At 56.8% G+C, this 23,458-nt stretch carries 28 protein-coding genes and 1 pseudogene; 20 read left to right on the top strand and 9 right to left on the bottom strand.

Annotated features, from left to right (window positions below; all coding sequences use genetic code 11):
* Positions 1-350 precede the first annotated feature (350 nt).
* The 3 genes from C772_RS04080 (at position 351) to C772_RS04070 (ending at position 2,087) form a co-directional block, all read left to right on the top strand.
* Positions 351-1,094 carry a pirin family protein gene (locus C772_RS04080; protein ID WP_008297640.1) on the top strand — a complete coding sequence of 248 codons (744 nt, stop codon included), beginning with the start codon at positions 351-353 and terminating at the stop codon, positions 1,092-1,094.
* A gap of 122 nt (positions 1,095-1,216) precedes the next feature.
* Positions 1,217-1,534 (top strand): PadR family transcriptional regulator, encoded by a 318-nt coding sequence (locus tag C772_RS04075; RefSeq protein WP_008297639.1) that lies wholly within the window; start codon positions 1,217-1,219, stop codon positions 1,532-1,534.
* Positions 1,521-2,087 (top strand): DUF2812 domain-containing protein, encoded by a 567-nt coding sequence (locus tag C772_RS04070; protein ID WP_008297638.1) that lies wholly within the window; start codon positions 1,521-1,523, stop codon positions 2,085-2,087. Before C772_RS04075 ends, C772_RS04070 begins: the two co-directional genes overlap by 14 nt.
* Positions 2,088-2,134: 47 nt before the next feature.
* On the opposite strand, the gene C772_RS04065 is transcribed toward C772_RS04070, so the two are convergent.
* Entirely contained in the window at positions 2,135-2,488 is a 354-nt protein-coding gene (locus C772_RS04065; RefSeq protein WP_051059396.1) for a DUF3817 domain-containing protein, read from the bottom strand.
* Between the two features lie 128 nt (positions 2,489-2,616).
* Here C772_RS04065 and C772_RS04060 point away from each other — a divergent pair, with 128 nt between their 5' ends.
* Positions 2,617-3,354, top strand: a complete 738-nt coding sequence (locus C772_RS04060) for an SDR family NAD(P)-dependent oxidoreductase (protein ID WP_008297635.1) — start codon at positions 2,617-2,619, stop codon at positions 3,352-3,354.
* A 46-nt stretch (positions 3,355-3,400) separates the two neighbouring features.
* Here C772_RS04060 and C772_RS04055 read toward each other — a convergent pair whose 3' ends face one another.
* Both C772_RS04055 and C772_RS04050 read right to left on the bottom strand, forming a co-directional pair.
* Positions 3,401-4,357: an arsenic resistance protein gene (locus C772_RS04055; protein ID WP_008297634.1), complete on the bottom strand. Its 957-nt coding sequence runs from the start codon at positions 4,355-4,357 to the stop codon at positions 3,401-3,403.
* 197 nt (positions 4,358-4,554) lie between these two features.
* Complete coding sequence (locus C772_RS04050) at positions 4,555-4,815, bottom strand: hypothetical protein (protein ID WP_008297633.1); 261 nt, start codon at positions 4,813-4,815, stop codon at positions 4,555-4,557.
* Positions 4,816-4,998: 183 nt separating this feature from the next.
* Here C772_RS04050 and C772_RS04045 point away from each other — a divergent pair, with 183 nt between their 5' ends.
* From C772_RS04045 to C772_RS04035, 3 genes are all read left to right on the top strand, one after another.
* Positions 4,999-6,573 (top strand): amidohydrolase, encoded by a 1,575-nt coding sequence (locus C772_RS04045; RefSeq protein ID WP_008297632.1) that lies wholly within the window; start codon positions 4,999-5,001, stop codon positions 6,571-6,573.
* Between the two features lie 130 nt (positions 6,574-6,703).
* Positions 6,704-7,924 (top strand): phosphotransferase enzyme family protein, encoded by a 1,221-nt coding sequence (locus C772_RS16035; protein WP_008297631.1) that lies wholly within the window; start codon positions 6,704-6,706, stop codon positions 7,922-7,924.
* A 4-nt stretch (positions 7,925-7,928) separates the two neighbouring features.
* The gene (locus C772_RS04035) at positions 7,929-8,117 is read left to right on the top strand and encodes a hypothetical protein (protein WP_008297630.1); all 189 of its coding nucleotides are present in this window, start codon (positions 7,929-7,931) and stop codon (positions 8,115-8,117) included.
* Between the two features lie 128 nt (positions 8,118-8,245).
* Here C772_RS04035 and C772_RS16300 read toward each other — a convergent pair whose 3' ends face one another.
* Entirely contained in the window at positions 8,246-8,401 is a 156-nt protein-coding gene (locus C772_RS16300) for a YfhE family protein (RefSeq protein WP_152419688.1), read from the bottom strand.
* 87 nt (positions 8,402-8,488) lie between these two features.
* Between C772_RS16300 and C772_RS04030 the strand changes: the two genes are divergently transcribed.
* Positions 8,489-8,686, top strand: a complete 198-nt coding sequence (locus C772_RS04030; protein WP_008297628.1) for a YwbE family protein — start codon at positions 8,489-8,491, stop codon at positions 8,684-8,686.
* 144 nt (positions 8,687-8,830) lie between these two features.
* Complete coding sequence (locus C772_RS04025; protein WP_008297626.1) at positions 8,831-9,448, top strand: hypothetical protein; 618 nt, start codon at positions 8,831-8,833, stop codon at positions 9,446-9,448.
* 440 nt (positions 9,449-9,888) lie between these two features.
* On the opposite strand, the gene C772_RS04020 is transcribed toward C772_RS04025, so the two are convergent.
* Positions 9,889-10,077: a hypothetical protein gene (locus C772_RS04020; protein WP_008297624.1), complete on the bottom strand. Its 189-nt coding sequence runs from the start codon at positions 10,075-10,077 to the stop codon at positions 9,889-9,891.
* A 173-nt stretch (positions 10,078-10,250) separates the two neighbouring features.
* Between C772_RS04020 and C772_RS04015 the strand changes: the two genes are divergently transcribed.
* Positions 10,251-11,396, top strand: a complete 1,146-nt coding sequence (locus C772_RS04015) for a substrate-binding domain-containing protein (RefSeq protein WP_008297622.1) — start codon at positions 10,251-10,253, stop codon at positions 11,394-11,396.
* A 374-nt stretch (positions 11,397-11,770) separates the two neighbouring features.
* Here the strand turns inward: C772_RS04015 and C772_RS04010 are convergent, their stop codons facing one another.
* A complete protein-coding gene (locus C772_RS04010; protein WP_008297621.1) occupies positions 11,771-12,298 on the bottom strand; it encodes a VanZ family protein in 528 nt (175 codons plus the stop codon).
* Positions 12,299-12,437: 139 nt separating this feature from the next.
* Between C772_RS04010 and C772_RS04005 the strand changes: the two genes are divergently transcribed.
* The 9 genes and pseudogenes from C772_RS04005 to ssuE all read left to right on the top strand — a co-directional run bounded on the left by C772_RS04005 (position 12,438) and on the right by ssuE (position 20,295).
* On the top strand, positions 12,438-13,457 hold the full coding sequence (locus tag C772_RS04005) for an NAD(P)H-dependent flavin oxidoreductase (protein WP_008297620.1): 1,020 nt from the start codon (positions 12,438-12,440) through the stop codon (positions 13,455-13,457).
* Positions 13,454-13,801, top strand: a complete 348-nt coding sequence (locus C772_RS04000) for a cupin domain-containing protein (protein ID WP_008297619.1) — start codon at positions 13,454-13,456, stop codon at positions 13,799-13,801. Before C772_RS04005 ends, C772_RS04000 begins: the two co-directional genes overlap by 4 nt.
* A 277-nt stretch (positions 13,802-14,078) precedes the next feature.
* Positions 14,079-15,533: pseudogene (locus tag C772_RS16810) on the top strand (choice-of-anchor I family protein); the annotation flags it as partial.
* Between the two features lie 228 nt (positions 15,534-15,761).
* On the top strand, positions 15,762-16,559 hold the full coding sequence (locus C772_RS16805) for an amino acid ABC transporter ATP-binding protein (RefSeq protein ID WP_081607117.1): 798 nt from the start codon (positions 15,762-15,764) through the stop codon (positions 16,557-16,559).
* 40 nt (positions 16,560-16,599) lie between these two features.
* Positions 16,600-17,271 carry an amino acid ABC transporter permease gene (locus C772_RS03990; protein WP_008297617.1) on the top strand — a complete coding sequence of 224 codons (672 nt, stop codon included), beginning with the start codon at positions 16,600-16,602 and terminating at the stop codon, positions 17,269-17,271.
* A 20-nt stretch (positions 17,272-17,291) separates the two neighbouring features.
* Positions 17,292-18,086 carry a transporter substrate-binding domain-containing protein gene (locus C772_RS03985; RefSeq protein WP_008297616.1) on the top strand — a complete coding sequence of 265 codons (795 nt, stop codon included), beginning with the start codon at positions 17,292-17,294 and terminating at the stop codon, positions 18,084-18,086.
* An 18-nt stretch (positions 18,087-18,104) separates the two neighbouring features.
* On the top strand, positions 18,105-19,436 hold the full coding sequence (locus C772_RS03980; RefSeq protein ID WP_008297615.1) for an LLM class flavin-dependent oxidoreductase: 1,332 nt from the start codon (positions 18,105-18,107) through the stop codon (positions 19,434-19,436).
* A gap of 41 nt (positions 19,437-19,477) precedes the next feature.
* Entirely contained in the window at positions 19,478-19,735 is a 258-nt protein-coding gene (locus tag C772_RS03975) for a glutaredoxin family protein (RefSeq protein WP_008297614.1), read from the top strand.
* A gap of 17 nt (positions 19,736-19,752) precedes the next feature.
* Positions 19,753-20,295 carry an NADPH-dependent FMN reductase gene (ssuE, locus tag C772_RS03970; protein ID WP_008297612.1) on the top strand — a complete coding sequence of 181 codons (543 nt, stop codon included), beginning with the start codon at positions 19,753-19,755 and terminating at the stop codon, positions 20,293-20,295.
* 60 nt (positions 20,296-20,355) lie between these two features.
* Here ssuE and C772_RS03965 read toward each other — a convergent pair whose 3' ends face one another.
* The 3 genes from C772_RS03965 to C772_RS03955 form a co-directional block, all read right to left on the bottom strand.
* The gene (locus C772_RS03965; RefSeq protein WP_008297610.1) at positions 20,356-20,991 is read right to left on the bottom strand and encodes an O-methyltransferase; all 636 of its coding nucleotides are present in this window, start codon (positions 20,989-20,991) and stop codon (positions 20,356-20,358) included.
* A gap of 133 nt (positions 20,992-21,124) precedes the next feature.
* Entirely contained in the window at positions 21,125-22,039 is a 915-nt protein-coding gene (locus tag C772_RS03960; protein WP_008297607.1) for a hypothetical protein, read from the bottom strand.
* Positions 22,039-22,356, bottom strand: a complete 318-nt coding sequence (locus tag C772_RS03955; RefSeq protein WP_008297605.1) for a YbjQ family protein — start codon at positions 22,354-22,356, stop codon at positions 22,039-22,041. The genes C772_RS03960 and C772_RS03955 overlap by 1 nt, the downstream gene beginning before the upstream one ends.
* A gap of 364 nt (positions 22,357-22,720) precedes the next feature.
* Between C772_RS03955 and C772_RS03950 the strand changes: the two genes are divergently transcribed.
* A complete protein-coding gene (locus tag C772_RS03950; RefSeq protein WP_008297603.1) occupies positions 22,721-23,395 on the top strand; it encodes a hypothetical protein in 675 nt (224 codons plus the stop codon).
* The last annotated feature ends 63 nt before the right edge of the window (positions 23,396-23,458 follow it).

Here is a 23,458-nt window from a genome sequence, read left to right as displayed (position 1 = left end):
TAAAAAAACAAAAAGCCGTGTCCGGCATGGACATGGCTGAAATCGTCATGAATCCATAGTTTTTTATAGAGGGTATCCGCTATGAACCTCTCCCGGCGTGGCCGGACATTTAGTTGTCGTTATTATAATATAGAAATTTTCCGGGGTGGTCAATGGTGGGCGGCGGGGGGCGGAAATCATTCGAGTGCCCAAGATAGCGGACGAGTGCCCATGTTTGCTCCGCGAGTGCCCACAATCGGGCGGTGAGTGCTCCCGTTTGTCCAGCGAGTACCCTCACGCTCCGGGCAAGTTTGTTTTGCCCGCGCGCTTCCTGAGATACACTTCATCTAACAACGTCAGGGGGGAGAACGATGGACATTTACCGGAGCAGCCAGGCATTTCCGGCGGGCGGCAAATTTTTCAGCCTCAAGGTGAACCGCCCCGGCCTGGTCAATCAGGACAAGGACAGCGATGACTATTCATTCGGGCCATTGGCGCGGTTTGACCATGCCACCATCAAGAAAGGCACGAAGATCAAGATGCATGAGCATGTGAACGATGAGATTCTGAGCTACATCGGATCGGGACAGCTGCTGCACCGGGATTCGGGCGGGCAGGAAGAGCTGCTGGCGCCCGGCCGGCACATGATGATGAATGCGGGCAGGAGCTTTTTCCACGAAGAGTCGGCGCCGCACGGGGATGTCGAGATGCTGCAGATCCTCATCCGGCCGGAAAAGGCGGATCTGGAACCGCGCGTCCGTTTCTGGGAAGCAGAAGAGCCGGGAGACGGCGGCTGGACGCTCATCGGCGGACCGTCGGATTCAGGCGCGCCTCTTGAGATCCGCCAGCGGGTGGCCGTTTATGAAGCGAAAGCGGATGCCGGAGCGGAACTTACCGTACCCGACATGGACGGCTATACGCCATGGCTGTATGTGTTTGACGGCAGCATCCGGGTCGGCGGGGAAGTCCTCGGGAAAGGGGACGGGGTAAGCGGCACGGCAAAGGAGCTGACGGACCTGACGGTGATCGAGCCTGGCGTGCTTGTGCTGTTCCTCGCAGATGTGAATGCGGAAATGACGAGTTCAGGGACCATCAGTGGAATCAAGCGAATGTGAAAGCAGGCAGCCAGCCCATAGGGTCCGGCTGCCTGTTTTTTCTGATAATGGGTTGACTATTCAGTTGAACTGAACTATTATTAAGTCAGACTATATAGTTGGACTGAATAGAGGTTGAAGTGATGAAACATCCATTATTGCCGTTGTCCGAAACGATGCATTACATTTTACTGGCTCTGCGGGAACCGCTCCACGGTTATGCCGTCATGCAGAAGATTGAAGAGATGAGTGAGGGTTCCGTTGTTTTGGCTGCCGGCACGTTATATGGCGCAATCGAGAACCTGAACAAACACGGCTGGATCGAGCCTGTGGGGAAATCAGGACGGAGAAAGATTTACGGAATCACTGCAGAGGGACTCAATGTCTTGAAGGTGGAGCAGGAAAGGCTGTTGCACATTTTATCCTTGTACAAAGGAAGTGATTCGGATGAAAAGGTTTAAGGTGTTCTTTGATATTGAGAAAGAAGAGCGGTGGCTGAACGAGCAGCTGCAGCAAGGTTATCGCTGTACTGCAATAAGCGGACTTGGCATTTACACCTTTGAAAAAACGGATCAGCGCTATGTGATGCGGCTTGATTACCAGGGTCGTTTAAACAAAGGGGAATTCGATGATTACAAGGCGATGTATGAGGATTTTGGCTGGGAATATCTTAGCGGGCCCGCCCTCAGCGGCATCCGGTATTGGCAAAAAGAAGCGGCTGAGGGCCGGGATGTGATTTTCTCTGACCGGCAATCCAAGGGCAGTTATTACAAACGGCTGATGAACTATTCGTTGTGGCTGGGCATGCTCTGTCTGTTTTATTCGCTGATGCTTTACCAGGATTCGAATCTGTACCACGAAGGTCTTTGGAGCATGGAAGGCGCGCTGTTTTGGAAAGCATTTTTGTTTGAAACTCCGTTCGTCCTGCTGAAGTTGCTGCCGGCGCTGATGGCTGTTCTGTTGGGGATCAGCTACTATCAGGCCTACCGGAAGTATTCGTTGTTTAAGGTTTAAAAAAAGGCAGCCTGTCCACGAGGGACGGCTGCCTTTTTGTATATGGATCACGAGATTGCCTGAATACCGGCCTCTTCTTCGCGTTCCTTCTGCATCTTCTTGAACTTCCGGTCGAGGAAGAAGTTCGCGAACGGCACGAAGGCGGCCGCGACGCCGAGCACCGACCAGATGATGTTCCAGCGGACTACAATCTGCGCCAGGAGGAGGGCAAGGACGTACGTGACAAAGATGCCGCCGTGGATCGCACCGACGATCGAGACGGCCAGCGGCATGCCGGCCATATATTTCATCGGCATCGCGATAAACAGCAGGACGATCAGGGACACGCCGTCCGCAATCCCCACGGCCCGCACAAATTTCAGTGCAGTAATGGACAATGGATACTCCTCCTTTCGTTTCATTTCTTTCAGTATAGGGGAAACTCAGAAGGGTGTCCTATTCGGGATGCTCCGTGTTGAGCAGAGTTTTTGACGATTTGGTGAAAATGAGTTATCTTGAATTCGAGAGATATACAAAGGAGTGTTGTGTGATGGGTAAACTTGAAGGCAAAGTGGCCGTTGTAACAGGTGGCGCTTCCGGTATCGGGAAGGCCTCTGCCCTTTTGTTTGCACAGGAAGGCGCGAAGATCGTCATCGCCGACCTGAACGAAGAAAAAGGACAGGAGGTCATGGAAGAACTCAACAATTCCGGCACGGAAGCACTGTTCGTGAAGACGAACGTCACAAGCGAAGACGACGTCCAGAACCTGTTCAAGGAAGCGGCAGGCCAGTTCGGCCAGGTCGATGTCGTCTTCAACAACGCGGGCATCGGCGTCAACAAGCCGTCCGATGAGCTGACTTTCGAAGAGTGGCGCCGGACAGTGAGCGTCGACCTCGACGGAGTCTTCCTTGTGGCTCGCGAAGCGCTCCGCGGCTTCCTGAAAACAGGCGGCGGCGTTATGGTCAACACGGCATCGATGTACGGACATGTCGGTGTCGCGCAAAATGCGCCGTATGCCGCATCGAAGGGCGGCGTTGTCAACCTGACCCGCGGCCTGGCGGTCGAATACGCGGACCGCAACATCCGCATCAACGCCATCTGCCCGGGCTTCATCGACACACCGATCATCCCGGAAGAAATGAAAGATGGCCTGAAGGCGGCAACACCGGTCGGACGTCTTGGCCAGGCGGACGAAATCGCGAAAGCGGTCCTGTTCCTCGCATCCGACGACTCCAGCTTCATGACCGGTTCCAGCCTGATCGTCGACGGCGGATACACAGCACAGTAATAGAATGGAAACAAGCCCCCGAACCGATTTGGTTTGGGGGCTTGTCTCATTTCACCAGCCTGGGCACCCACCGGATATAGACGAGTTCACCGGCAAGCTCCACAATGGTCTGCGTCACGATGACCGCCGCAACCAATGTGCTCGACTCACCGGGAAGTGCCAGGGCGAGCGGAAGGACGACGAGGGAGTTCCGTGTGGACCCGCTAAAGACCAGCGCCCGGCCGGCCCCGGTGTCGAGGCCCAGCCGCCTGGCGACCCATCGGGAAATCACGGGCATGACGGCCATGAAGGCGATATAGAGCGGAATGACTCTGATGATCTGGTCCATAAAGGCCGGGACCTTGCTGATCTGGGACGCGACGACGACGAATAGAGTCAGCGCCATGAACGGGACGGGAAGCCATGCCGAGAGGTCGATCAGACGTTCACCAGCTGATGATCTGCGCGCCAACAGCTGGACGGCAATGGCGATGCCGAGCGGGATCGCAATCAGGCCGACAAACGCCTCCAGAAACGGACCGGATCGGACGATGCCAGTTGGGGCCTCGCCCATGAACAGCCAGAGGTAGACCGGCAACAAAAGCAGTTGTGTGATGAAGAGGATCGGTGTCGACATCAGGACCAGCTTTTCGTTTCCCCTGCCGAGTGCCGTGAACACAATGACGTAATCAATGCAGGGCGTCAGCAAAACGAGGAAGAACCCGAGCAGAAGCGGCGTGTTGTCCGGCAGGAATCCCGAAAGAATCCACACCACGGACGGGACGGCAATATAATTCGTGAGCAATACCGCCTGAAGATAACGCCGGTTCCCGAACGCATCTCTCAGCGACACAAATGGGATCTGCGAAAACATGCTGTACATGAGAATCGCGATGATGATGGGGATCGAGCCGCCGATCATTTCGGCAGGGCCCGGTGCCATGAGCCCGAAACCGAACGCCGCCGCCAGGACAACGACGTAGAGCAGCACCTGGTGATTTTCTAATTTTTCTCTGTTCAGCATTCGTGATGATCCCCCAGTGGTGATGGTCTACTTCAACTGTATCATAAGATCGCTAGATCGCTTTTGAGCATGGGGACAAAAAAGAGCCTCCGAAATCCTTCTTGAACGGACTCGGAGACTCTCCACTTCAGGCACATTTCACGTACAAACCACCCGGATTCATGCGTGAACCCAATTGGAACCTTTGAACACGCGATTTATTTCATTTCCCTGTTCGTCCGGCGGTTCATCATTTCACCGGACTGCACATCGAACCGTTCGACGGTCCGCTCCCCGGTTGGGCGGTGGTAGACGACTTTCATGAGGCATGCCTTGTTCTGGCTGAAGGCATGGATGGTCACGCGGTTCGATTCTTCATAAATGTGTATGGGAACGTAGCCGGCGCTTGCTTCCTGCTCATCCATCCAATCCGCCAGCACGGTGTCTGTCACCCTGGCCAGGGGTCTTGGGTCTTCCATGGACCGTCTTCCTTTCAATTTAAACTCAAGTAAACTTATATGCTTTATTTGAAATATGAAAGGGTCAGTTCTCAAAGAAGTGAAAGGGCCAGTTGCGAGTTGAATTCGCCTTAATCCCTTCACACTTTACCTGACTGAAAAGTGCTACACTAAAAGAAAATTCGGTTCATTGGAGGAATGGGAATGAAGACGCTCTGGCACGGGGGAACGTTTGTGACAATGGAACAGGAAGGGCACTCGGTCGAGGCGGTGCTCGTGGAGGACGGCCGGATTGCTGCGACCGGTACATATGAAGAACTGAAGGACCGGGCAGACCGGGAGGAGAATGTCGGCGGGGCGGTTGTGTATCCGGGATTTGTCGATACGCATATGCACCTGATCGGACACGGCCGGCAGCTGCTCAGCAACAATTTGTCCGCGGTGACGTCGTCGGAAGAATTGCTTGCAATCATGCGGAAAGCGGCAGAGTCGGTGCCGGAAGGCGAGTGGGTGCTTGGAGAAGGCTGGGATGAAAACCTGTTCCCGGATCGCCATGTGCCGACGCTTGCGGAACTGGATGCCGTGACGGACAAGCCGATGATGCTGAAGCGGACGTGCCGGCACATGCTCCTCGCGAACTCGGCTGCGCTGCAGCTTGCGGGGATCACGAAAGAGACACCCGACCCGGAGGGCGGCGTCATTGTCCGTGACGCGGACGGGCACCCGACCGGTTTTCTGAAGGAAGATGCGCAGGATCTGGTCGAAGCAATCATCCCGCATCCGTCAGAGGAAGCACTCCGCCTTTCCCTGGAAGCGGCAGTCGACGATCTCGTATCGATGGGACTGACGGGCGGCCATACCGATGACCTCGGCTACTTTGGCGGCTATGAGAACCCGATGAAGGCATTCCATGAGGTGCTTGGCGAGGGCAAGCGGAAGTTCCGCGCCCATCTGCTCCGCCGCTCCACGGTATTCGACCAGATGATGAAGGCAAACGTGGAGTACAACGAGCCGTGGGCGGAGCCCGGCGCGATGAAGTTCTTTATCGACGGGGCACTTGGCGGCAAGACCGCGGCGCTGTCGGAGGACTACTCGGACGACCCGGGCAACCGCGGCACGTTCGTCGTGACCCAGGAAGAGACGGAAGAGCTGGTGCGCCTTGCGCGCAGCCACGGCGAGGCCATCGCGGTACACGTGATCGGCGACGCCGCAGCAGAGATGGCGATCGAAGCGATCGAGAAGTATCCGTGCCCGAAAGGCAAGCGCGACCGCCTGATCCATGTGTGCGTGCTGCGCGAGGATCTCGTCGACCGCATGGAGAAGCTCCCGATCATCCTCGACATCCAGCCGATCTTCGTCGGCTCGGACTTCCCATGGGCGGAAGACCGCCTCGGGCTTGAGCGGCTTGAGTGGGCTTACGCCTGGAAAAAACTCATGGACCGCGGATTCATCTGCGGAGGGGGCTCCGACACGCCGGTCGACTCCCCGGACCCGCTCCTCGGGATCTACACGGCTGTTGCCCGGAAGCTTCCGGACGACCCGAAAGAAGGCGGTTACCTGCCCGAAGAAAAGCTTTCCCGCTATGAGGCGCTCCGCCTTTATACGACGGAAGCGGCAAAAGTGCTCGGACAGGAAGACATCCGCGGCAAGATCGCCCCGGGCCACTTCGCCGACTTCACCGTTGTCGACGCCGACCTGGAGCGTGTATCGGAAGACGATATCGTGAAGGCGAATGTCGTCATGACCGTGGTTGACGGTGACGTGCAGTTCAGGAAGTGAGTAGGTGCGGAGTAAGCGGCTGAGCGTTGTTTAATATTCACGTATTGCCGGTTCCGTTCCCCCAACTTAGAGGAACGGCATTCAACCACAGCTCACCCTTTCCGGCCGCACATCCATAGGAGGGATGGCCATGGCCTCAGCGGCACGGCCGATCCGCGATTATCTGCCGGGGCTCCTCGTCTTGGCGGGCGGGCTGTATACGGTGTATTACTACTATATGTACTGGATCCGCGTGTACGGAGCACTCTGCCTTCCGGGGTACGGCGACCCGGTGAAGGTGGAAGTGACGCAGGGAATCTGGATCCGGCTGGACGCGATCCTGTTCCCGACGGTGTTCGGGGTGATCCTGGCGCTGCTCGGGGTCATGCTTGTCTGGAAAAAGAAGTTCGGGGCAGCGGTCGTGGCGCTTGTGTTGAGTGCGACGGTCATCAACTGGCCGGCTTTCATCATGATTGCCGGCGGTGCCCTGCTCGGCCTGCTGTTCTGGCGGAAAACCCTTTTGCCGACCATCGATCTTCCCGATGAGACGATGGAATGGGTGGATGCCGAGGCGGGGCTGTCCGTCCTGAAATCGTTCAGGCGCCTGCCGTCGGAACGGCTCGCGTACTCGTTCCACAATGAAGGCGGCGGACGCTTCGTCGTGAAGGAGACGTCCTCTGCCGAATCGGCAGAACGGGAAACACGTGTTCTGAACGCTGCCGCCGAAAATGGCCTGCCAGCGCCGGAGGCAAAAGCCACCGACGGCCGGTTCCTCCTGATGCCGCAGCTGGACGGGTTCCCATTTTTGCAGCCGCTCGATTTTGAGGCTTGGACCGATGAAATTGCGGGTATATTAACCACCACCCACTCGGCCCCAAAGCCGGACATGAAAGCGCGCCGGCGGCCGGCGGAACCGGTCATTCCAGACCGGGCATTCGACCGCGCCAACTGGGAGCGGGCCGCCCGGATCTTCCGGGAGGAAACTGCGGATGCCGTTCCGGTCTTTGTCCATGGGGACTTTGAGCCGGCCAATGTGCTGTTCAGCGGCGGCCGGGCGACCGGTCTTACCGGCTGGGACCATGCCGGAAGCGGCCCGGCCCAGCTGGATGTCGGCCGGATGCGGGTCGCGCTCGAGCTGATCCACGGCGGAAACGTGGCGGACCGCTTCCTTGCCAAGTATAAAAATTTGTCGAAAGACCGAAGCTTCAGATACAGCAGGTATTGGGACCTTCTGGCGGTGTACGGCTGGCTGGAACAGGATCCGGGGAGCATCGCCTCCCACTGGAGACGGTTCGGCATCACGACCCTTTCGGAGGATGAAGTGATGCGCCGCCTTGAACGGTTCGTGAAAACCCTGACAGACAAGGAGTGAGGCAATGAAGGATATCGGGATCCTTCTCCTGTTTATCGTCCCCGGCGCCATCATTGCCGTGACGGGGGCGGGCGCTGAATCCATGACCCTCAAGATCGGTTCCATCCTGCTTGCAGCGGGGCTCGGGGTCGTGGCCCTAATTGCGGGAATTCAGGCGCTCGCCCAAAGCAGGGAGAAATACAGCAAACGGTAAAATATTCTGTTTATTTTGGTTATTTCTCCGGTGATTAGGGAATGCTTCACGATAAGTCGTTCCGCTGGTGCGGGGCGGCTTTGCTGTGCCGCGAAACAGCCGCCATCCTGCACGGATGGCGGCTGTTTTCATTTTTCCTGATGGCGGCTGCCCGGCTGGCTGTTCTTTTTGCCAGCGGCGTCCGCACGCTTGAATTCGTCCTGGTAAAGCACTTCCTGCGTGTCGCGGAGGCCGTTGTTCGTCTCGGCCATACGCTCATGCGGCTCCCGGTTACCTTTCTTCATCCCAAACACTCCCTTCGAATCCATAGGTTCTCCCGTTACAGAACCGGTTAAACGTGGTACAACGTAGTAAGGAAGGAGCGGATTTGGATGAAAGACGGCAAAACCCGCGCGGACGTGAAGCCCGGCCAGCGCGTGAAGATCGTACTCAAAAAAGACCAGCGCACGGGCGCGCTGACCGAAGGGGTCGTAAAGGACCTCCTCACGAATTCACCGACCCATCCCCATGGCATCAAGGTGCGCCTGGAGGACGGGCAGGTCGGCCGGGTCAAGGAAATCAGCGAATAAAGGAATGGGCGCATGCGGACAGCCGCATGCGCTTTTTTGATCCTTAACAAACTCCTTAAATGCGCTTCATATGGCCTTCATACGGGCGGGGTATGGTGGGGGCAAACGGGGCGGAAGGAAGAGCGGACACAGGGAGGCTGCGCGATGAGACGGCTGTTGGTGATCGGGCTTGCAACGTTGTTCTTTTCGGGATGCATGATGGATGTGACCGCACCGGTGGAACAGGCACCGCCGGAGCGACAGGTGGAGGCCGCTGCCCTGCAGGCGGACAGGCTGTCGGAGGTGCCGGCCTATTACGGGGGCTACAAGCCGAATCCGAACGTGACGGATGACCGGAGGCTCACGAGGCCCGGCGAGAGGATGCATGACAGCCGGGGCGAGATGGAAGTTCTGAAGGCGTCCGGCGAGCAGAAGCGGGTGGTCGCGGGCCAGGGTGAACTGACAATCAGGGAAACGAAAATGCTTCGCTACGAGCCGGCGTCCGGTCGATTCACCGGCGGGGAGGCATTTAAGTTCATCAAGCTGTTCGTCGAAGTCCGGAACACCGGCGAAGAGCCCATTCAGTTTGATCCGGTCTCGGCAATCGGCACCGACACGGGGGAGACGCTCCATTGGGAAGACGATATTTATCGGGAAGAGCTCGGCGGCATGATTGCCCCGGGCGAAGTGAAGGCCGGGAACATTGGGTTTATTTTGCAAGAGACTGACGCGGACGTGCTGACCCTTCGCACCGGCGATAGTGAATTCGAAATCCGGTTCTAGGGGAAGACGGACGGAGCCGGCCCGGGTTCGGATGGGCCGGCTGGAGAAGCGCTGCAAAAATTGAATGGAGGAGGCGCAGCCAGTGAGCTTCTTACGGCGATTCCTGTTCCGCAGGATGGCACCGGAAACATGGGAACCTGCCCGCTTTCGGAAAAAGAAAGTGGGCGTCCCGATCAGGCGCAGAGGATGACGGAGGCGGACGCATGCACGCGGCATGCGTTTTTTGTTGTCATTGGGCTGCCGTGGGTATGCGCGATGCGCGGGGACGCGAAAGCATGGGGTGCGGCCGCGAAATAGCATGCTGCCGCCGCGAAATCGCGAGTTGCGGTCGCGAACTCGCGGGTTGCGGCCGCGAACTCGGTCATTGCGGTCACGAACTTGCGGGTTGCCGACACCAAAACGAAGACACAAAAAAACACGCCTGCTCAAAGCACGCGTGTTCAGGCCGTCTGCTGCTTCCGGATTTTCCGTTCGGTGATCCAGTTGCCGATGATTCCGGTCCAGAGAATGCCTGTGAACCACCAGCGATAGTCATTGTAAAAGCTCCGTCCGATATCGAAAAACGCCAGAGCCACCGGAATCACACCGAGGATCATGAGCGCAAAAAAGAAATTGCTCAGTTTCTTCATGACTTCACCTGCTTTCAGGATGGGGGACCGGGTGCGCACATAGTATTCTGTGCGTGCTAATCATACCCGACCGACCCCTTCATCATGACTTTATTCTACACGAAATAAGGATTGCGGGTCACCGGGGTTTATGCAATAGTTGGAAATAACAAGAGACAATGGGGGTGCCTGACATGAAGCGGGCCGGGCAGGTGTTGGGGTTTGTCGGGATTGTGGTCTTTGTAATGTTCCTGTCTGCGCCTTTGCTGTTCATGGTGCTGTTTGCCGGCGGGCAGGCGTGGCTGCCGGTGACGGTGGCGGGTGTGCTTGCGGTGATCTTATGGTTCGGCTTCGCCATATTTGGAGTCCGACGGAAAAAGATTGTGTTCGGCATTCCGCTTGGGCTTCTCGCCATCGGGTTTCTCATCGCCTCGCCTTCGCTGTATAAGCTGACGAAGCCGGTCGTGCATGCGGACGGCGTCGCGCTGTACGAGTATTCACCATTCGCGGAGGGAACAAAAGCGGTTTCACTGGATGGACCGGGAACCTTCAGGATGGAAGGCGACCTGCCCGTAATTGACGGAGCGACGGCGCTTTATCCGCTCTACGCCGCGTTCGCGCAGGCGGTGTATCCGGAGAAGGATTATGACCCGTACATGAGCGAAGTGATGTCGAACCGCACCGGACAGGCGTACGAGAGCCTCATAAACGGTGAAGTGGATCTGATTTTTGCGGCAGGCCCATCGGAGGCCCAAAAAGAACGGGCAAGACAGGCCGGAAAAGAACTGGACCTCACGCCGATCGGCAAGGAAGCGTTCGTCTTCTTCGTCAACCGGAAAAATCCGGTCGATGGCCTCAGCCAGAAAGAAATACGCGGTATCTACGCCGGTGAAATCACCAACTGGAAGGAAGTCGGAGGTCCTAGCACGGAGATTCGCGCCTACCAGCGGCCGCCGGACAGCGGCAGCCAGACGGCGCTCGAAGCGTTCATGGGAGACACGCCGATCATGGAGGCGCCGACCGAACAGACTGCAGACCTCATGAGCGGCATCATTGAAGATGTCGCCGACTACCGGAACTACGGCGGCGCGATCGGCTACACGTTCCGGTTTTATTCCCAGTCGATGATCGGCAACCATGACGTCCGGCTGCTCGCGGTCGACGGTGTGGAGCCGACCGCGGACAACATCCGCTCCGGCGACTACCCGATCGTCAGCGAACTGTACGCCATCACCGCCGGCACCGACAACCCGAACGTCGCGCCGTTCATCGACTGGATCCTATCGGAGGAAGGGCAGGAGATCGTGGAGAAGACCGGGTATGTGGGGATCGGTGAGTAAATCAATATAAAAGCCGCCTTTTAGGGGCGGCCACGGAAAAATCAATCCAGTGTGGACGAATGATGACCGGAGGCGGTGGTGATCGTAATCCAGCCGCAGGTGGTGATTTCATCATTCATCCGTTTGATCTCGTCATTCATTCATCCAATCTCGTCATTCGACCGGGTAATTTCGCCATTCGCGTTCTGAAAGCGGACGAATGACGAAATCGGGGCGTTGAATGCCGAAATTAAGTCCCCGAATGACGAAATCGACGGAAGATGCAATCATTTGTTGCTGCCGGATTTCACCTGAAACCGTCTGGTGCTAGTTAAGAGCCGGCACTCAAAAATTTGAGTGTGGCTTTTACATTGGACTTTTTCAATGGCCCCTATCTAGGGAGCTTTTTTCATATCAACCATCTTCCACGCCCCACACCCGACCAGTGCCCCGAACGTATTCAGGATGACATCATCCACATCCGTCGTTCGCCCGAGGAAGTACTGGACTGTTTCCACACCACCCGACAGCAGCAGGCCGGCCAGCGTCCCTTTTAAAACCAGGTGACGGCGGACAGTCCCTCTCGCCCCGAACAGGAATCCGAACGGCACGAACAGCAGGATGTTCAGCACGATATTGCGGAGCGGGACGCCCGGACTGACGGCATTGGCAATCATCTCCGTCATGCTTTTGAATGGAATGAGATTGATGTTCTGTTCGCCTGTGGGACCGGGATCCTTCGGGTACAGCGTGATGAACAGGATCGCCATGACGCTCAGTGCGAACAGGACGTTGACGAAGATTCTCTTTCGGCTCAGGCCGGGATTCCGCAAATGAATAACGGCAAAAATCACACCTGTAACGGCGGCTGTGAATACAAACAGCGGGATCACCCCGTCAAATGCTCTCCAGAGCTGTTCCATGGCGGCACCTCCGGTCCCGAATACTGTCTGTCTACCCGGGACGGGGGCGGGGCATGCAGGAAGGAAATCGAAGGGCAGAACGAGAAAGGGAATGGGTGGAGATTGGACGGCGGAAATGGCAACCAAAGGAGACGATCAAATGAACACAAACTGGTGGAAAGCACTCGAGATGGAGTACCCGATCATCCAGGCGCCAATGGCCGGCTCGACCACGCCCGGGTTTGTCGCGGCGTGCCTGGAGGCGGGTATTCTCGGTTCGCTCGGGGCGGGGTATATGACGGCCGAGGAGACGCGGGCGGCCATCCGGAAAATCCGGAACCTCTCCGATAAGCCGTTCAGCGTCAACCTGTTCGTGCCGGAGCGGCCGGAGCGTGACGAGGCGGTGATCGGGGAGGCGCACCGGGCGCTGGCACCTTTTCGTGAGGAGCTTGGGCTGCCCGGGGAAACGCCGGCGCTGAGCGAGAGCGAGTTTGCGCGCCAAGTGGACGTCTTGATCGATGAAGGTGTGGAGGTGGTGTCGTTCACGTTCGGGCTGCCCGATGAGGAGACGGTCCGCAAGCTGAAGGATGCGGGCGCTTTGCTGATCGGCACGGCGACAACGCCGGAAGAAGCCTTGGAAGCGGAGCGGAGCGGGATGGATGCGGTCGTGCTGCAGGGCAAGGAAGCGGGGGGGCACCGCGGTGCATTCATCGGAGATGACCGCTTCCTGACGCTCCATGAGCTGCTCGCCGAGGCCAGGCTGACGGTGCCGGTCATCGCTGCCGGCGGCATCCACGACGCGGAAACGGTCCGCGCGGCGCTGGACGCCGGAGCTTCCGCGGTCCAGGTCGGAACCGCGCTCCTCGTCACGGAGGAAAGCGGCGCGAATGACTTGCATAAGGAAGCGATCCTGAACTCCGATGAAGGCGAGACGGTGATCACCAAGGCATTCAGCGGCAAAAACGCGCGCGGGCTCAACAACCGCTTTATCGAGGAAATGGCAGAAGCAGCGATTGCCCCGTACCCGATCCAGAACGACCTGACCAAGCAGATCCGCTCGGCGGCCGGCAAACAGGGCAAGGCGGGCCTGCTGTCGCTCTGGTCGGGTGAGAGCGGATGGAAAGCCAGGCGCGGCAAGGTTTCCGAGATCGTCAGAAGGCTGATCGGAGAAGAGGAATGAAGTTCTTTCGGTTTGATGCGGGCACAGCGAAGCCAGTCACCCACGGCGGATCCGACTTTACCGTCCAGCCGTTTGTCCGCTCCGGAGGCCGCTTTCAGACCGCACTGATGACGCTCGGGGAAAACGGGGTCATCGCGTACCACGAGGCCTCGGTGCCGCAGGTGATGATCGTGCTCAGCGGCAGCGGGACCGTCTGCAATGAAGAAAAGCGGTATCACCCAGTCCGGGAAGGATCGGCCGTCTTTTGGGACAGGGGCGAGTGGCACGAGACCCGCTCGGAAAAGGGGATGACCGCCCTCGTAATTGAGGGGGAGGGCCTCAAGGAAAGCGACATTCTCCTATAAGATTGAATCCATCCTTCTGCGGGTCGTTGCCGCAGAAGGGTTTTTTATTGGACGGATCTTAAACATGTCCTCAACAACCTCTCAACATTCGATTGTTACGCTCTCCTTTGAATGCATTTGAGTGGAGGGAACCGGAGTGAAGTTCAGGAATATCGTGTGGACGGGTGTGGCCGCCGCCGGGCTGCTGATTGCGGGAGGACAAAGCTATAAGGTGCTTGGGGAGGAGCCGTCATTTTTCCAGTATCAGGGCGGTCATCTGACTGCTACTCAGGTCGGTATGTATGACAGCGGTTCGGGTGAAGGCGGGACGGAGATCCTTGCCTACGACGAGAAGCTGAAGAGGGCATTTGTGACGAACGGAGCGGAGTCGGCAATCGATGTGGTGTCATTCGAGCGGCTGGACACTGGTGTATTCAAGAACATGAAGCGGCTGGACCGCATCCATCTTGCTGAGTTTGATATCCGTGATGTGGACGACATCACGAGTGTGGCAGTCCACCCTGAGCGTGACCTGGTCGCGCTGTCCGTTGTCAGTGACCCGAAGATGGACCCGGGATACGTCGTCCTGCTGACGAAGGGAGGAAAATTCGTCGATCAAATTCAGGTCGGCGCACTGCCGGACATGGTGACGTTCACACCGGACGGCAAGAAACTGCTGGCCGCCAACGAAGGAGAGCCGGCAGATGATTATTCGGTCGATCCGGAAGGCAGCATCTCCGTCATCGACCTGGACACGCTTACCGCAAAGACGCTGACGTTCGAAGGCGTGCCGCTGGATAACCAGGTCCGCGTCTCTTCGGAAGGCAGCGTCCTGCAGCAGCTGGAGCCGGAGTTCATCACGGTGTCCGACGACAGCAAAAAGGCGTTCGTGACACTCCAGGAAAACAACGCCATCGCAACAGTCGACCTGGAGGCCGATCGGATCATCGATGTCAAAGGGCTCGGCGTGAAAGACCACTCGCTCCCTGGCAACGAGCTCGACGGAAAAGAAAATGGCGAGACGAAGCTGGAGCAATTGCCGCTCCTCGGCCTCTATATGCCGGATGCCATCGATACATTCACTGGCGGCGAGAAGACCTACATCGTGACGCCGAACGAAGGCGATGCGAGGGACTATGACGCATATTCCGAGGAAGCCGAAATCGGCGATATTTCAGGCCAAATCAAACTCAACGCCGAGCACTACGAAGGGTATAACCAGAAACAGCTGGACCGCCTGTTGGACAAGGGGCTGCTGGATGAACTGGCCGATACGAAGATCACCCTGGAGAACGGAAAAAATGAAAACGGCGATTATGAGGCGCTCTATACATACGGCGCACGCAGCTTCTCCATCTTCGACGCCGAAACGATGGATCTTGTCTATGACAGCGGCAACGAATTCGAGAAAGTCACTGCCAAGGCACTTCCGAAATTCTTCAATACGACAAACGATGAAATTGCCTATGATGACCGCAGCTCTTCCAAAGGGCCGGAACCGGAAACCATCGTGACGGGTGTCATCAACGGAACGACATATGCTTTCATCGCCCTGGAGCGTACGAGCGGGATCATGGTCTATGACCTGAGCCGTCCGGAAAAACCGAAGTTCACCACGTTCATCACGAGCCGTGACTTTAGCGAAGACGTGAAGGGGGACGTCTCTCCGGAAGGCCTGCAATTTATCCCGGCCGATGACAGCCCGATCGGCAAGCCGCTGCTCGCAGCGACCCATGAAGTGTCGGGAACGGTGGCGGTATACGAGTTTGAATCATCCAAAGGGAAGAAGAATTTAATAGAGATGAATCCGACCCCTGTTGCAGAATGGAAACTGCAACTGGGGTTTTACTTTGCAGTTAAAGTAGAGCGCTTACATTTATGGAGTAAAACAATCTTATTGACGATGAAGAAATATCACACTATACTAACTCCAGTTAAACCTACTAACCTAATAGGGTTAATCGTAGTAGGGAGGTACCATATGATCAAGGTCACAGATCTGAAAAAAAGCTTTAACCGCACAGAAGTGCTGAAAGGAATAAATTTCGAGGTCAATGACGGGGAAGTGGTGGTCATTATCGGGCCTTCGGGATCGGGAAAGTCCACTTTGCTCCGCTGCCTGAACTTTCTCGAGCGCCCGGATTCCGGTGTGATCCAGATCGGCGACCAGATGGTTGATGCCCAATCCGCCAAGCGTGCGGACATCAACCGACTGCGCATGCAGACGTCCATGGTGTTCCAGCACTATAACCTGTTCAAGAACAAGTCCGCTCTTGAAAATGTGGCGCATGCCCTGATCGTCGCCAAGAAAATGAAAAAGAGCGAAGCCTACGAAAAGAGCCGTGCTTTGCTGAAGGAAGTCGGGCTGTCGGATAAAGAGGCCAACTACCCGGTCGCCCTGTCCGGCGGCCAGCAGCAGCGGGTCGGGATTGCCCGTGCGCTTGCAGTGAACCCGTATGCCATCCTGTTCGATGAGCCGACCTCTTCGCTCGACCCCGAATGGGTAGGGGAAGTGCTCAGGGTCATTGCCCGCATTGCAGAAGAACAGAAAACGATGGTGATCGTCACCCACGAAATGGAGTTTGCCCGTGAAATCGCGGACCGCGTCGTGTTCATGGCGGATGGATTCGTGGTCGAGGAAGGCTCGCCCGAAGACATTTTTGATCATCCGAAAAACGAACGGACGAAGAAATTCCTGCAAAGCTACAGAAATGCGTCTGCCCGTCAGAAAACCGCCATGCAGGCGACCGACGAAACCATCACCCCGGAGGCGCACTGATGGCTCAACACTTTAATTTAATTGTTGGCGGTGTATGTAAATGAATTTCGACCTCGGTTATATGATTGAAATCATTCCGGAACTCCTCAAGTATTTGCCGATGACACTTTACCTGGCGATCGTATCCATGATCATCGCGGTGATCATCGGTGTGATTCTTGCATTGATCCTTGTGAATAAAACGCCTGTACTTCTGCAGATTGCCAAAGTGTATATTTCCTTCTTCCGCGGAACGCCGGCGCTTGTCCAGCTGCTCCTGATCTACTTCGGGCTGCCGCAGCTGTTCCCGGGACTGAATGCGATGTCTGCTGCAACTGCCGCAATCATCGCGTTCAGCCTGAACACCTCTGCCTACCTCGCCGAAATCTTCCGCGCGGGACTCCAATCGGTCGATAAGGGGCAGGCGGAAGCCGCGGTATCAGTCGGCATGACTTATGCACAGGCCATGAGAGGGATTGTGATTCCACAAGCAGTGCGAAACGCGATTCCGGCAACAGGAAACATCTTCATCGGGCTGATCAAGAACTCGTCGCTCGCGTTTACGATCGGCGTCACGGAACTGCTGTCGCAGGGGAAACTGCTGGCAACAGCCAATCTGAGATTCTTCGAGGCGTACCTCGCCGTCGGCCTTATCTACTGGGCACTGACGATTCTGTACAACTGGCTACAGCAATGGTATGAACACCGGATCGGCAAGCCGTACCGGGTCTGAACTAAGGGGGATAACATCCAATGAGAACACTTAAATTCACACTGGTCCTGCTGGCGATCGCTGCTCTTCTGGCAGCATGCGGCGGCGAGGCTGGCGATAGCGCTGACGGCGGCTCCGATAAGAAAGTCGTCAAAGTCGGCGCCACACCTGACGGTTATCCGCAGTACTTCAAGGAAGACGGCGAGCTGAAGGGCTTCAGCGTTGACGTCATCGAAGCCATCTATGATGAACTGGGTTACGAAGTCCAGTGGGAAGTAACGGATTGGACCGGCGTGCTAGCGAGCATGGAAACCGGCAAAATCGACACGGTCGCGAACTTCGCGGCTACACCTGAGCGGGGCGAGAAGTACAACTTCTCCGATCCGTACTACAATTCAAAGGCTGTGCTGGCAACCGGCAAAGACCGGGAAGAAATCTCGTTCGATGAGCTGAAAAAAGGGAAGATTGCCGTAGCTATGGGAACCAACTATCCGAACGTCCTGACAACAGCTTATCCGGACGAAGAGTTTAATTTTGTTACGTACGAATCAGCTGATGTCATCTATAGCGATGTCGGCAGCGGGAAACTGGATGCTTTCGTGCATGGCAGGGAGATCCTCATGGCGCAGATCAATGAAAAAGGCCTGCCGCTCCGTGTGGTTGGCGAACCGTTTGGCGACCAGCCGGTGGCACTGCCGTTCAAAAAGAATGAAGAAGGCGACAAGATGATCGAAGAGGTCAATGGGGCGCTTGAAACACTCCGCGCGGACGGAACGATCTCCGAGCTGTCGGAAAAATGGTACGGCATGGACCTGCTTGAAGACAGCAAGAACTAAGGAAGAAGGGAATCGGACATGACGAACAAACAGATCAATCTCGGGGTTCTGCTTTATGGCCCGGGTGCCCATATGAATTCCTGGAAAGCGCCGGACGTCCCGGCTGACGGCAGCATCAACCTCGAACATTACGTGAACATCACCAAGAAAGCGGAGAATGCCGGCTTTGCGTTCGCGTTTATCGCGGACGGGCTCTATATCGACGAGAAGTCGATCCCGCATTTCCAGAACCGATTCGAGCCGCTGACGCTTTTGTCTGCACTGGCGATGGTTACCTCGAAAATCGGGCTGGTCGGCACGGTCTCGACGACGTACAGCGAGCCGTTCAACATCGCCCGACAGTTCGCGTCTCTCGACAAGCTCAGCGGCGGACGCGCCGGCTGGAACGTCGTGACGTCACCGCTCGAGGGCAGTGCGGAAAACTTCAACCGGGGAAATCACCCGGAACATGCCCTCCGCTATGAGATGGCTGCAGAGTATGTCGATGTCGTCCAGGGACTGTGGGACTCGTGGGAAGACGATGCCTTTGTCCGGGACCGTGAAACCGGCAAGTTCTCCGACTTCTCCAAGATGCACAGGCTCAATCATAAAGGCAAGTTCTTCAAGGCGCAGGGCCCGCTCAACATCGAGCGCTCCGAACAGGGCCAGCCGGTTATCTTCCAGGCAGGCGCCTCGAAGACGGGCAAAAACTTCGCCGCCAAATATGGGGAAGCGATCTTCACGGTCAGCGGACCGATCGAAAAGGCGAAGGCGCAATACCGTGAACTCAAGCAGGCGGCCGTGGATAAAGGACGCCGGGCGGAAGACCTCCTGATCTTCCCGTCACTGTCCCCGATCATCGGCCCGACCGAAGAAGCGGCGGAGCGGAAGTACGAAGAAATCAAGAACCTGCTGTCAGTCGAGGAAGCCCTGACGTTCCTCAGCCGGTACTTTGACCACTTTGACTTCAGCGGATTCCCGCTGGACGAGCCATTCCCGGATATCGGTGACGTAGGCAAAAATGCCTTCCGGTCCACGACCGATGAGATCAAGCGGACGGCGAAGGAAGAAAACCTGACGCTCCGCGAAGTGGCGCTGCGCGTCGCGACTCCGAAAGATCCGTTTTTCGGCTCGTACGAACAGGTGGCCGACCGCATGATCCAGTGGATCGATGAGGAAGCGGCGGACGGCTTCATGCTGAATCTCCAGGTGCTGGGCGGCCAGTACGACGAATTCATTAATCATGTCCTCCCGATCCTCGAAGAGAAGGGATACTACAACCGCGCGGCAAGCGGCGGTACCCTCCGTGAAACGCTCGGCCTGCCGTTCAAGGAAAACCGGTATCAGGATGAGCCGTCCGAGGTTCACTGAAAAGGGCATCCGTCCCTCCAAATAAGAAAGGAAGATGCAACATGTCCAAAGATCTGTCCATTGTCGTCTGGTCCAAGCAAGGCTGCAGCTACTGCGGCGATGTAAAGGATTACCTCGAGAAAAACGGTTATGAATACCGCACAGTCGACGTCACAGAGCACGACGACCGACGGGATATCCTTGAAACCAAATACGGCGTCCGCCATGTGCCGGTCATCGAGATCGGCCGCGGCAACCGGTATGAAGCGGTCACTGAAGTCGGCGTCGAGCACCTGGAAAGCGCGCTCGGCAGGCTGTGAAGGAGGAAGGGGACGGAATGAGCCATATCGTCATCTTGTCGGGTAGCCCTTCAGAGAATTCCCGTTCGGAGAAAATTCTCCGTTATCTTGGAGAGCGGCTGGAACAGCAACAGTTCTCCGTCACACATATTTCAGTCAAGGATGTGCCGGCTGAAGACCTGATGTTCGGCAACTTCAAGAGCCCGGACGTAATCCGCATTGCCGAACAGGTCGGACAGGCGAAGGGCGTCATCGTCGGCACGCCGGTGTACAAGGCGGCCTATTCGGGTGTGCTGAAGGCGCTCATCGATATCATGCCGCAGGACATCCTGGAAGACACGCCCGTGCTCCCGGTCATGACGGGCGGCAGCATGTCCCACCTTCTCGCGCTTGAATCTGCGCTTAAACCGCTGCTGGCCACGCTGAAGGGTGTCAACCTGAAGGGGCTGTACTATATGGACAGCCAGCTCGACAAGTCGGCAGATCAGCCGATCGTCGATGAAGACGCCTTTTTGCGCACGGAAAAACAGCTGGACTACTTTATCCGGAAAGTCGGCCGGGAACAGGCAACGCGCGTATAACTGAACAAAAAAGCATCCCCCCGAGCAGGACCGAATCCTGCTCAGGGGGATTTTTAGTGCTTATTTTACGATGGATACCGTAAGCCCGTCACCGACCGGAATCAGCAGGGACTCCAGCTTCGGATGGTTCGCAACCGTCTTATTGAAGGTTTTCATGATTTCAGTATTCCGGGTGGGCTCTGCGGATTCATCCGCGACGGTGCCGCGCGCGAGGACATTGTCACACACAATCAGCGCGCCGCTTTCGGCGATCCGGATGCAGGCCTCGAGATAGTTTTCGTAGTTTTCCTTATCGGCATCGATAAAGAAAAAGTCGAACGTCTCGCCTCGGCCGGCCAGCTGTTCCAGGCTTTCAAGAGCGGGTCCCGTCATGTAAGTGACCCGGTCGCCGAAGCCGGCTTTGGTGAGATTGCTTTTGGCGAGATTGGCATAGTCCTCGATCAGCTCGAGCGAAGTGAGCGTGCCGCCTTCGGCCATCCCCCTTGCAAGGCAGATGCCGCTGTAGCCGCCGAGCGCGCCGATTTCCAGAACACGCCTGGCTCCGGACATCGTGGCAAGCATCGTCAGCAGTTTTCCCGAAGCGGGCGGGACGGAAATCTGCCGCATATCGTTTTCCTCGATGGAGGCAAGAACGTCATCCAGTTGTGAATCAGGATTGGTAAATATGGATTCAATGTAATCGTTGATCGTTTCCATGGCTCTCTCCTTCGGCTATCATCCTTGTGGAAGTATTCCAGTTACGGTATTCAGATTCCCCGGGACTTTGGCTGTAAAACAAAGAGATGGTTTTATTGAATCTTTGATTTTCCGATTTCTGAAATGGATGGAATCACGCGCCGCCCATGTCATATAGATAAAGGTCGGGCCCGTCCAGCATGAGCAGCTGCGGGCCGCGCGTGGCGACCAGCAATGGTGAGAGTTTCTTTCCGTTGGGCTTCTTGAACCGGAGGCAGCCGCGCCGGACATAGCGCCGGCCTTTTCGTTCGGTAAAGATGAATTGATTGTCCTCATAAAATAGGATTCTGCTGCCGTCTGCCGTTGCGGCCATGGCAGAGGCTCCGTCGATATCAGTCGAATAGTAGACCGTCTGCCCGTCTTGGACGAATCCAACGTCAAAGTCCGTGTAGTAGTGGAATGCCGCCTCGTTGCCGACAGTCGTCATCGCATAGCAATCGGCGATGAACCGGTTACCGGTGCCTTGGTACTCCCATACAATCCGGCCGTCCGGACTCCATTTGACGAGGCCGGACTTTCCGAGCGGGTCTTCCCATCCGTAGTTGCCGAAGATGCCTTCATCGAAGTACCCGCACCAGATGTGGTTGTCCGGTGTAACGGACAGGTGATCGATGCCGTCGCCGAGGCAGAACTGGCGGACAAGCTGTCCGTCCGCCGTGTAGACACGGGCGTTCCGTTCGATGTTGCCGTCTCCGTGATTGCAGGAGCGGGAGCCGCACAGGAGAAGGTGGTTTCCATCATCGATCGTTTCGAAGAAATGGTAGTTCCACTTCTCCCGCGGAAAGTCGGTTACCGTTTTGGCGCCGTTCCGGATAATGACCGCCCTGTAGGCAATCGGGTTCCTGGTGACGGACCGGGGAAAAATCTCCTCGGCGAGAGCGGGGATTTTCTTCGTGAAAAGGAGGCACAGCTCGCCGTCTGCACCGATGGCGATGCTGACCGGAGTGAATCCGTCCATTTCCTCTGAAACTGAGGCGACCGGATGGAGCCGGACGCTTTTGTCCGCCATCAGTCCCTATAGGTGACGGCCGTACCCGTCGCGACGCACATCATCATGCCTTCACGGAGCGTTTCGAAATCAAGGTCGACGCCGATGATGGCGTTTGCGCCGAGGCGCTTTGCACGGTCCTGCATTTCCCGGAGCGCAATCTCACGGCCTTCCGCAAGCTTGTTTTCATAAGCCGAACTGCGGCCGCCGATCACATCCGTCACAGAGGCGAAAATGTCCCGCACCACGTTCGCCCCCATGATCGCTTCTCCAACCACAATCCCGTGATACGTCTCGATCTTCTTGCCTTCCAGAGAATTTGTTGTCGTCACCAGCATGATGAATCCCTCCATTTTCTTGATAGCTGTTGTACGCTTCGGCGGACCGGAACGTTTCATCTTAATAAAATCTTCATGATTTTATGAGGGGAACTTTCACATTTGGAGCGTATGGTGGAAGAAGAAAGCGGCCGGTCTTGTGGGAAATGGTTTGCGTAACAATCAGGCGCATTTGCGTAACATTCACAGCGGCTCCGCCACCATCCGTAAATTTTTTCCTGAATAGGGCGTAAGCCTGAAACGTCCGGCGCTGCCCGACCGTATAGTGTAGTAACGGGATCGGCGGTCCCGGAGCGGAATCGGTCTGGAGACTGAGACGGATTCCCGCCGGAGGCCGTTTTGGAAAAGGAGGGTCCGGTCCACAATGAAGATAACGAATGACAAGGCCGGGCCGGCGTTCCGAAGCGGGCCGGGGCCGGATAACAGGGGGAACATCATCGTGAAGGAGATCTACATCGTACTGACCGATACGGGGACTGTGCTGTCTAAGATCATCCGCCGATATACGGGTTGCCCATTGAACCACGTTTCGATCGCATTCGATGAGCAGCTTGAGGAGATGTACAGCTTCGGCCGCGTGCAGCAGCGCAATCCGTTTTCCGGCGGATTCGTAAAGGAGCGTGCGGGGGAAGGACTTTTAAAAGACGCGCAATGCGCCGTGTTCCGGTTCCGCGTGACGGAGGACGAGCACCGGCGGATCCGCGGACGCATCCTGGAGATCGAACGGGAGCGCCACCGCTACACGTACAACTTCATCGGTCTGATCGGCGTCATCCTCAACCGGGAAATCTGCCGCAAGCGGGCATACTTCTGCTCACAGTTCGTCGTGGCGATGCTGGCAACCGCGGGCATCAAAATCACAGACGAGCCGGCTTGGCGGGCGCAGGCCCGGCATTTCACCCAGTCGAGCCAGCTGGAGCCGGTGTATAAAGGGCCGCTCCGTGAGTACGTGGCACCGGGGAACGTTGTCACCATCAGCCCGCGCCGGGGGATCCGGGCACGCCTGCCGCGTGTGCCGTTCCGGCGGGCGGCGTCTTAAACGAGAAAAGCAATGCGTCCGGTCATTCGGACGTTTTTTCTCTTTATCTGCAAATAAAAACGC

The sequence above is a fragment of the Bhargavaea cecembensis DSE10 genome (genome assembly GCF_000348905.1).
Taxonomy (GTDB): Bacteria; Bacillota; Bacilli; order Bacillales_A; family Planococcaceae; genus Bhargavaea; species Bhargavaea cecembensis.
The sequence above is the reverse complement of the archived record's forward strand: the minus strand, read 5'-3'. Positions and strand labels throughout refer to the sequence as shown.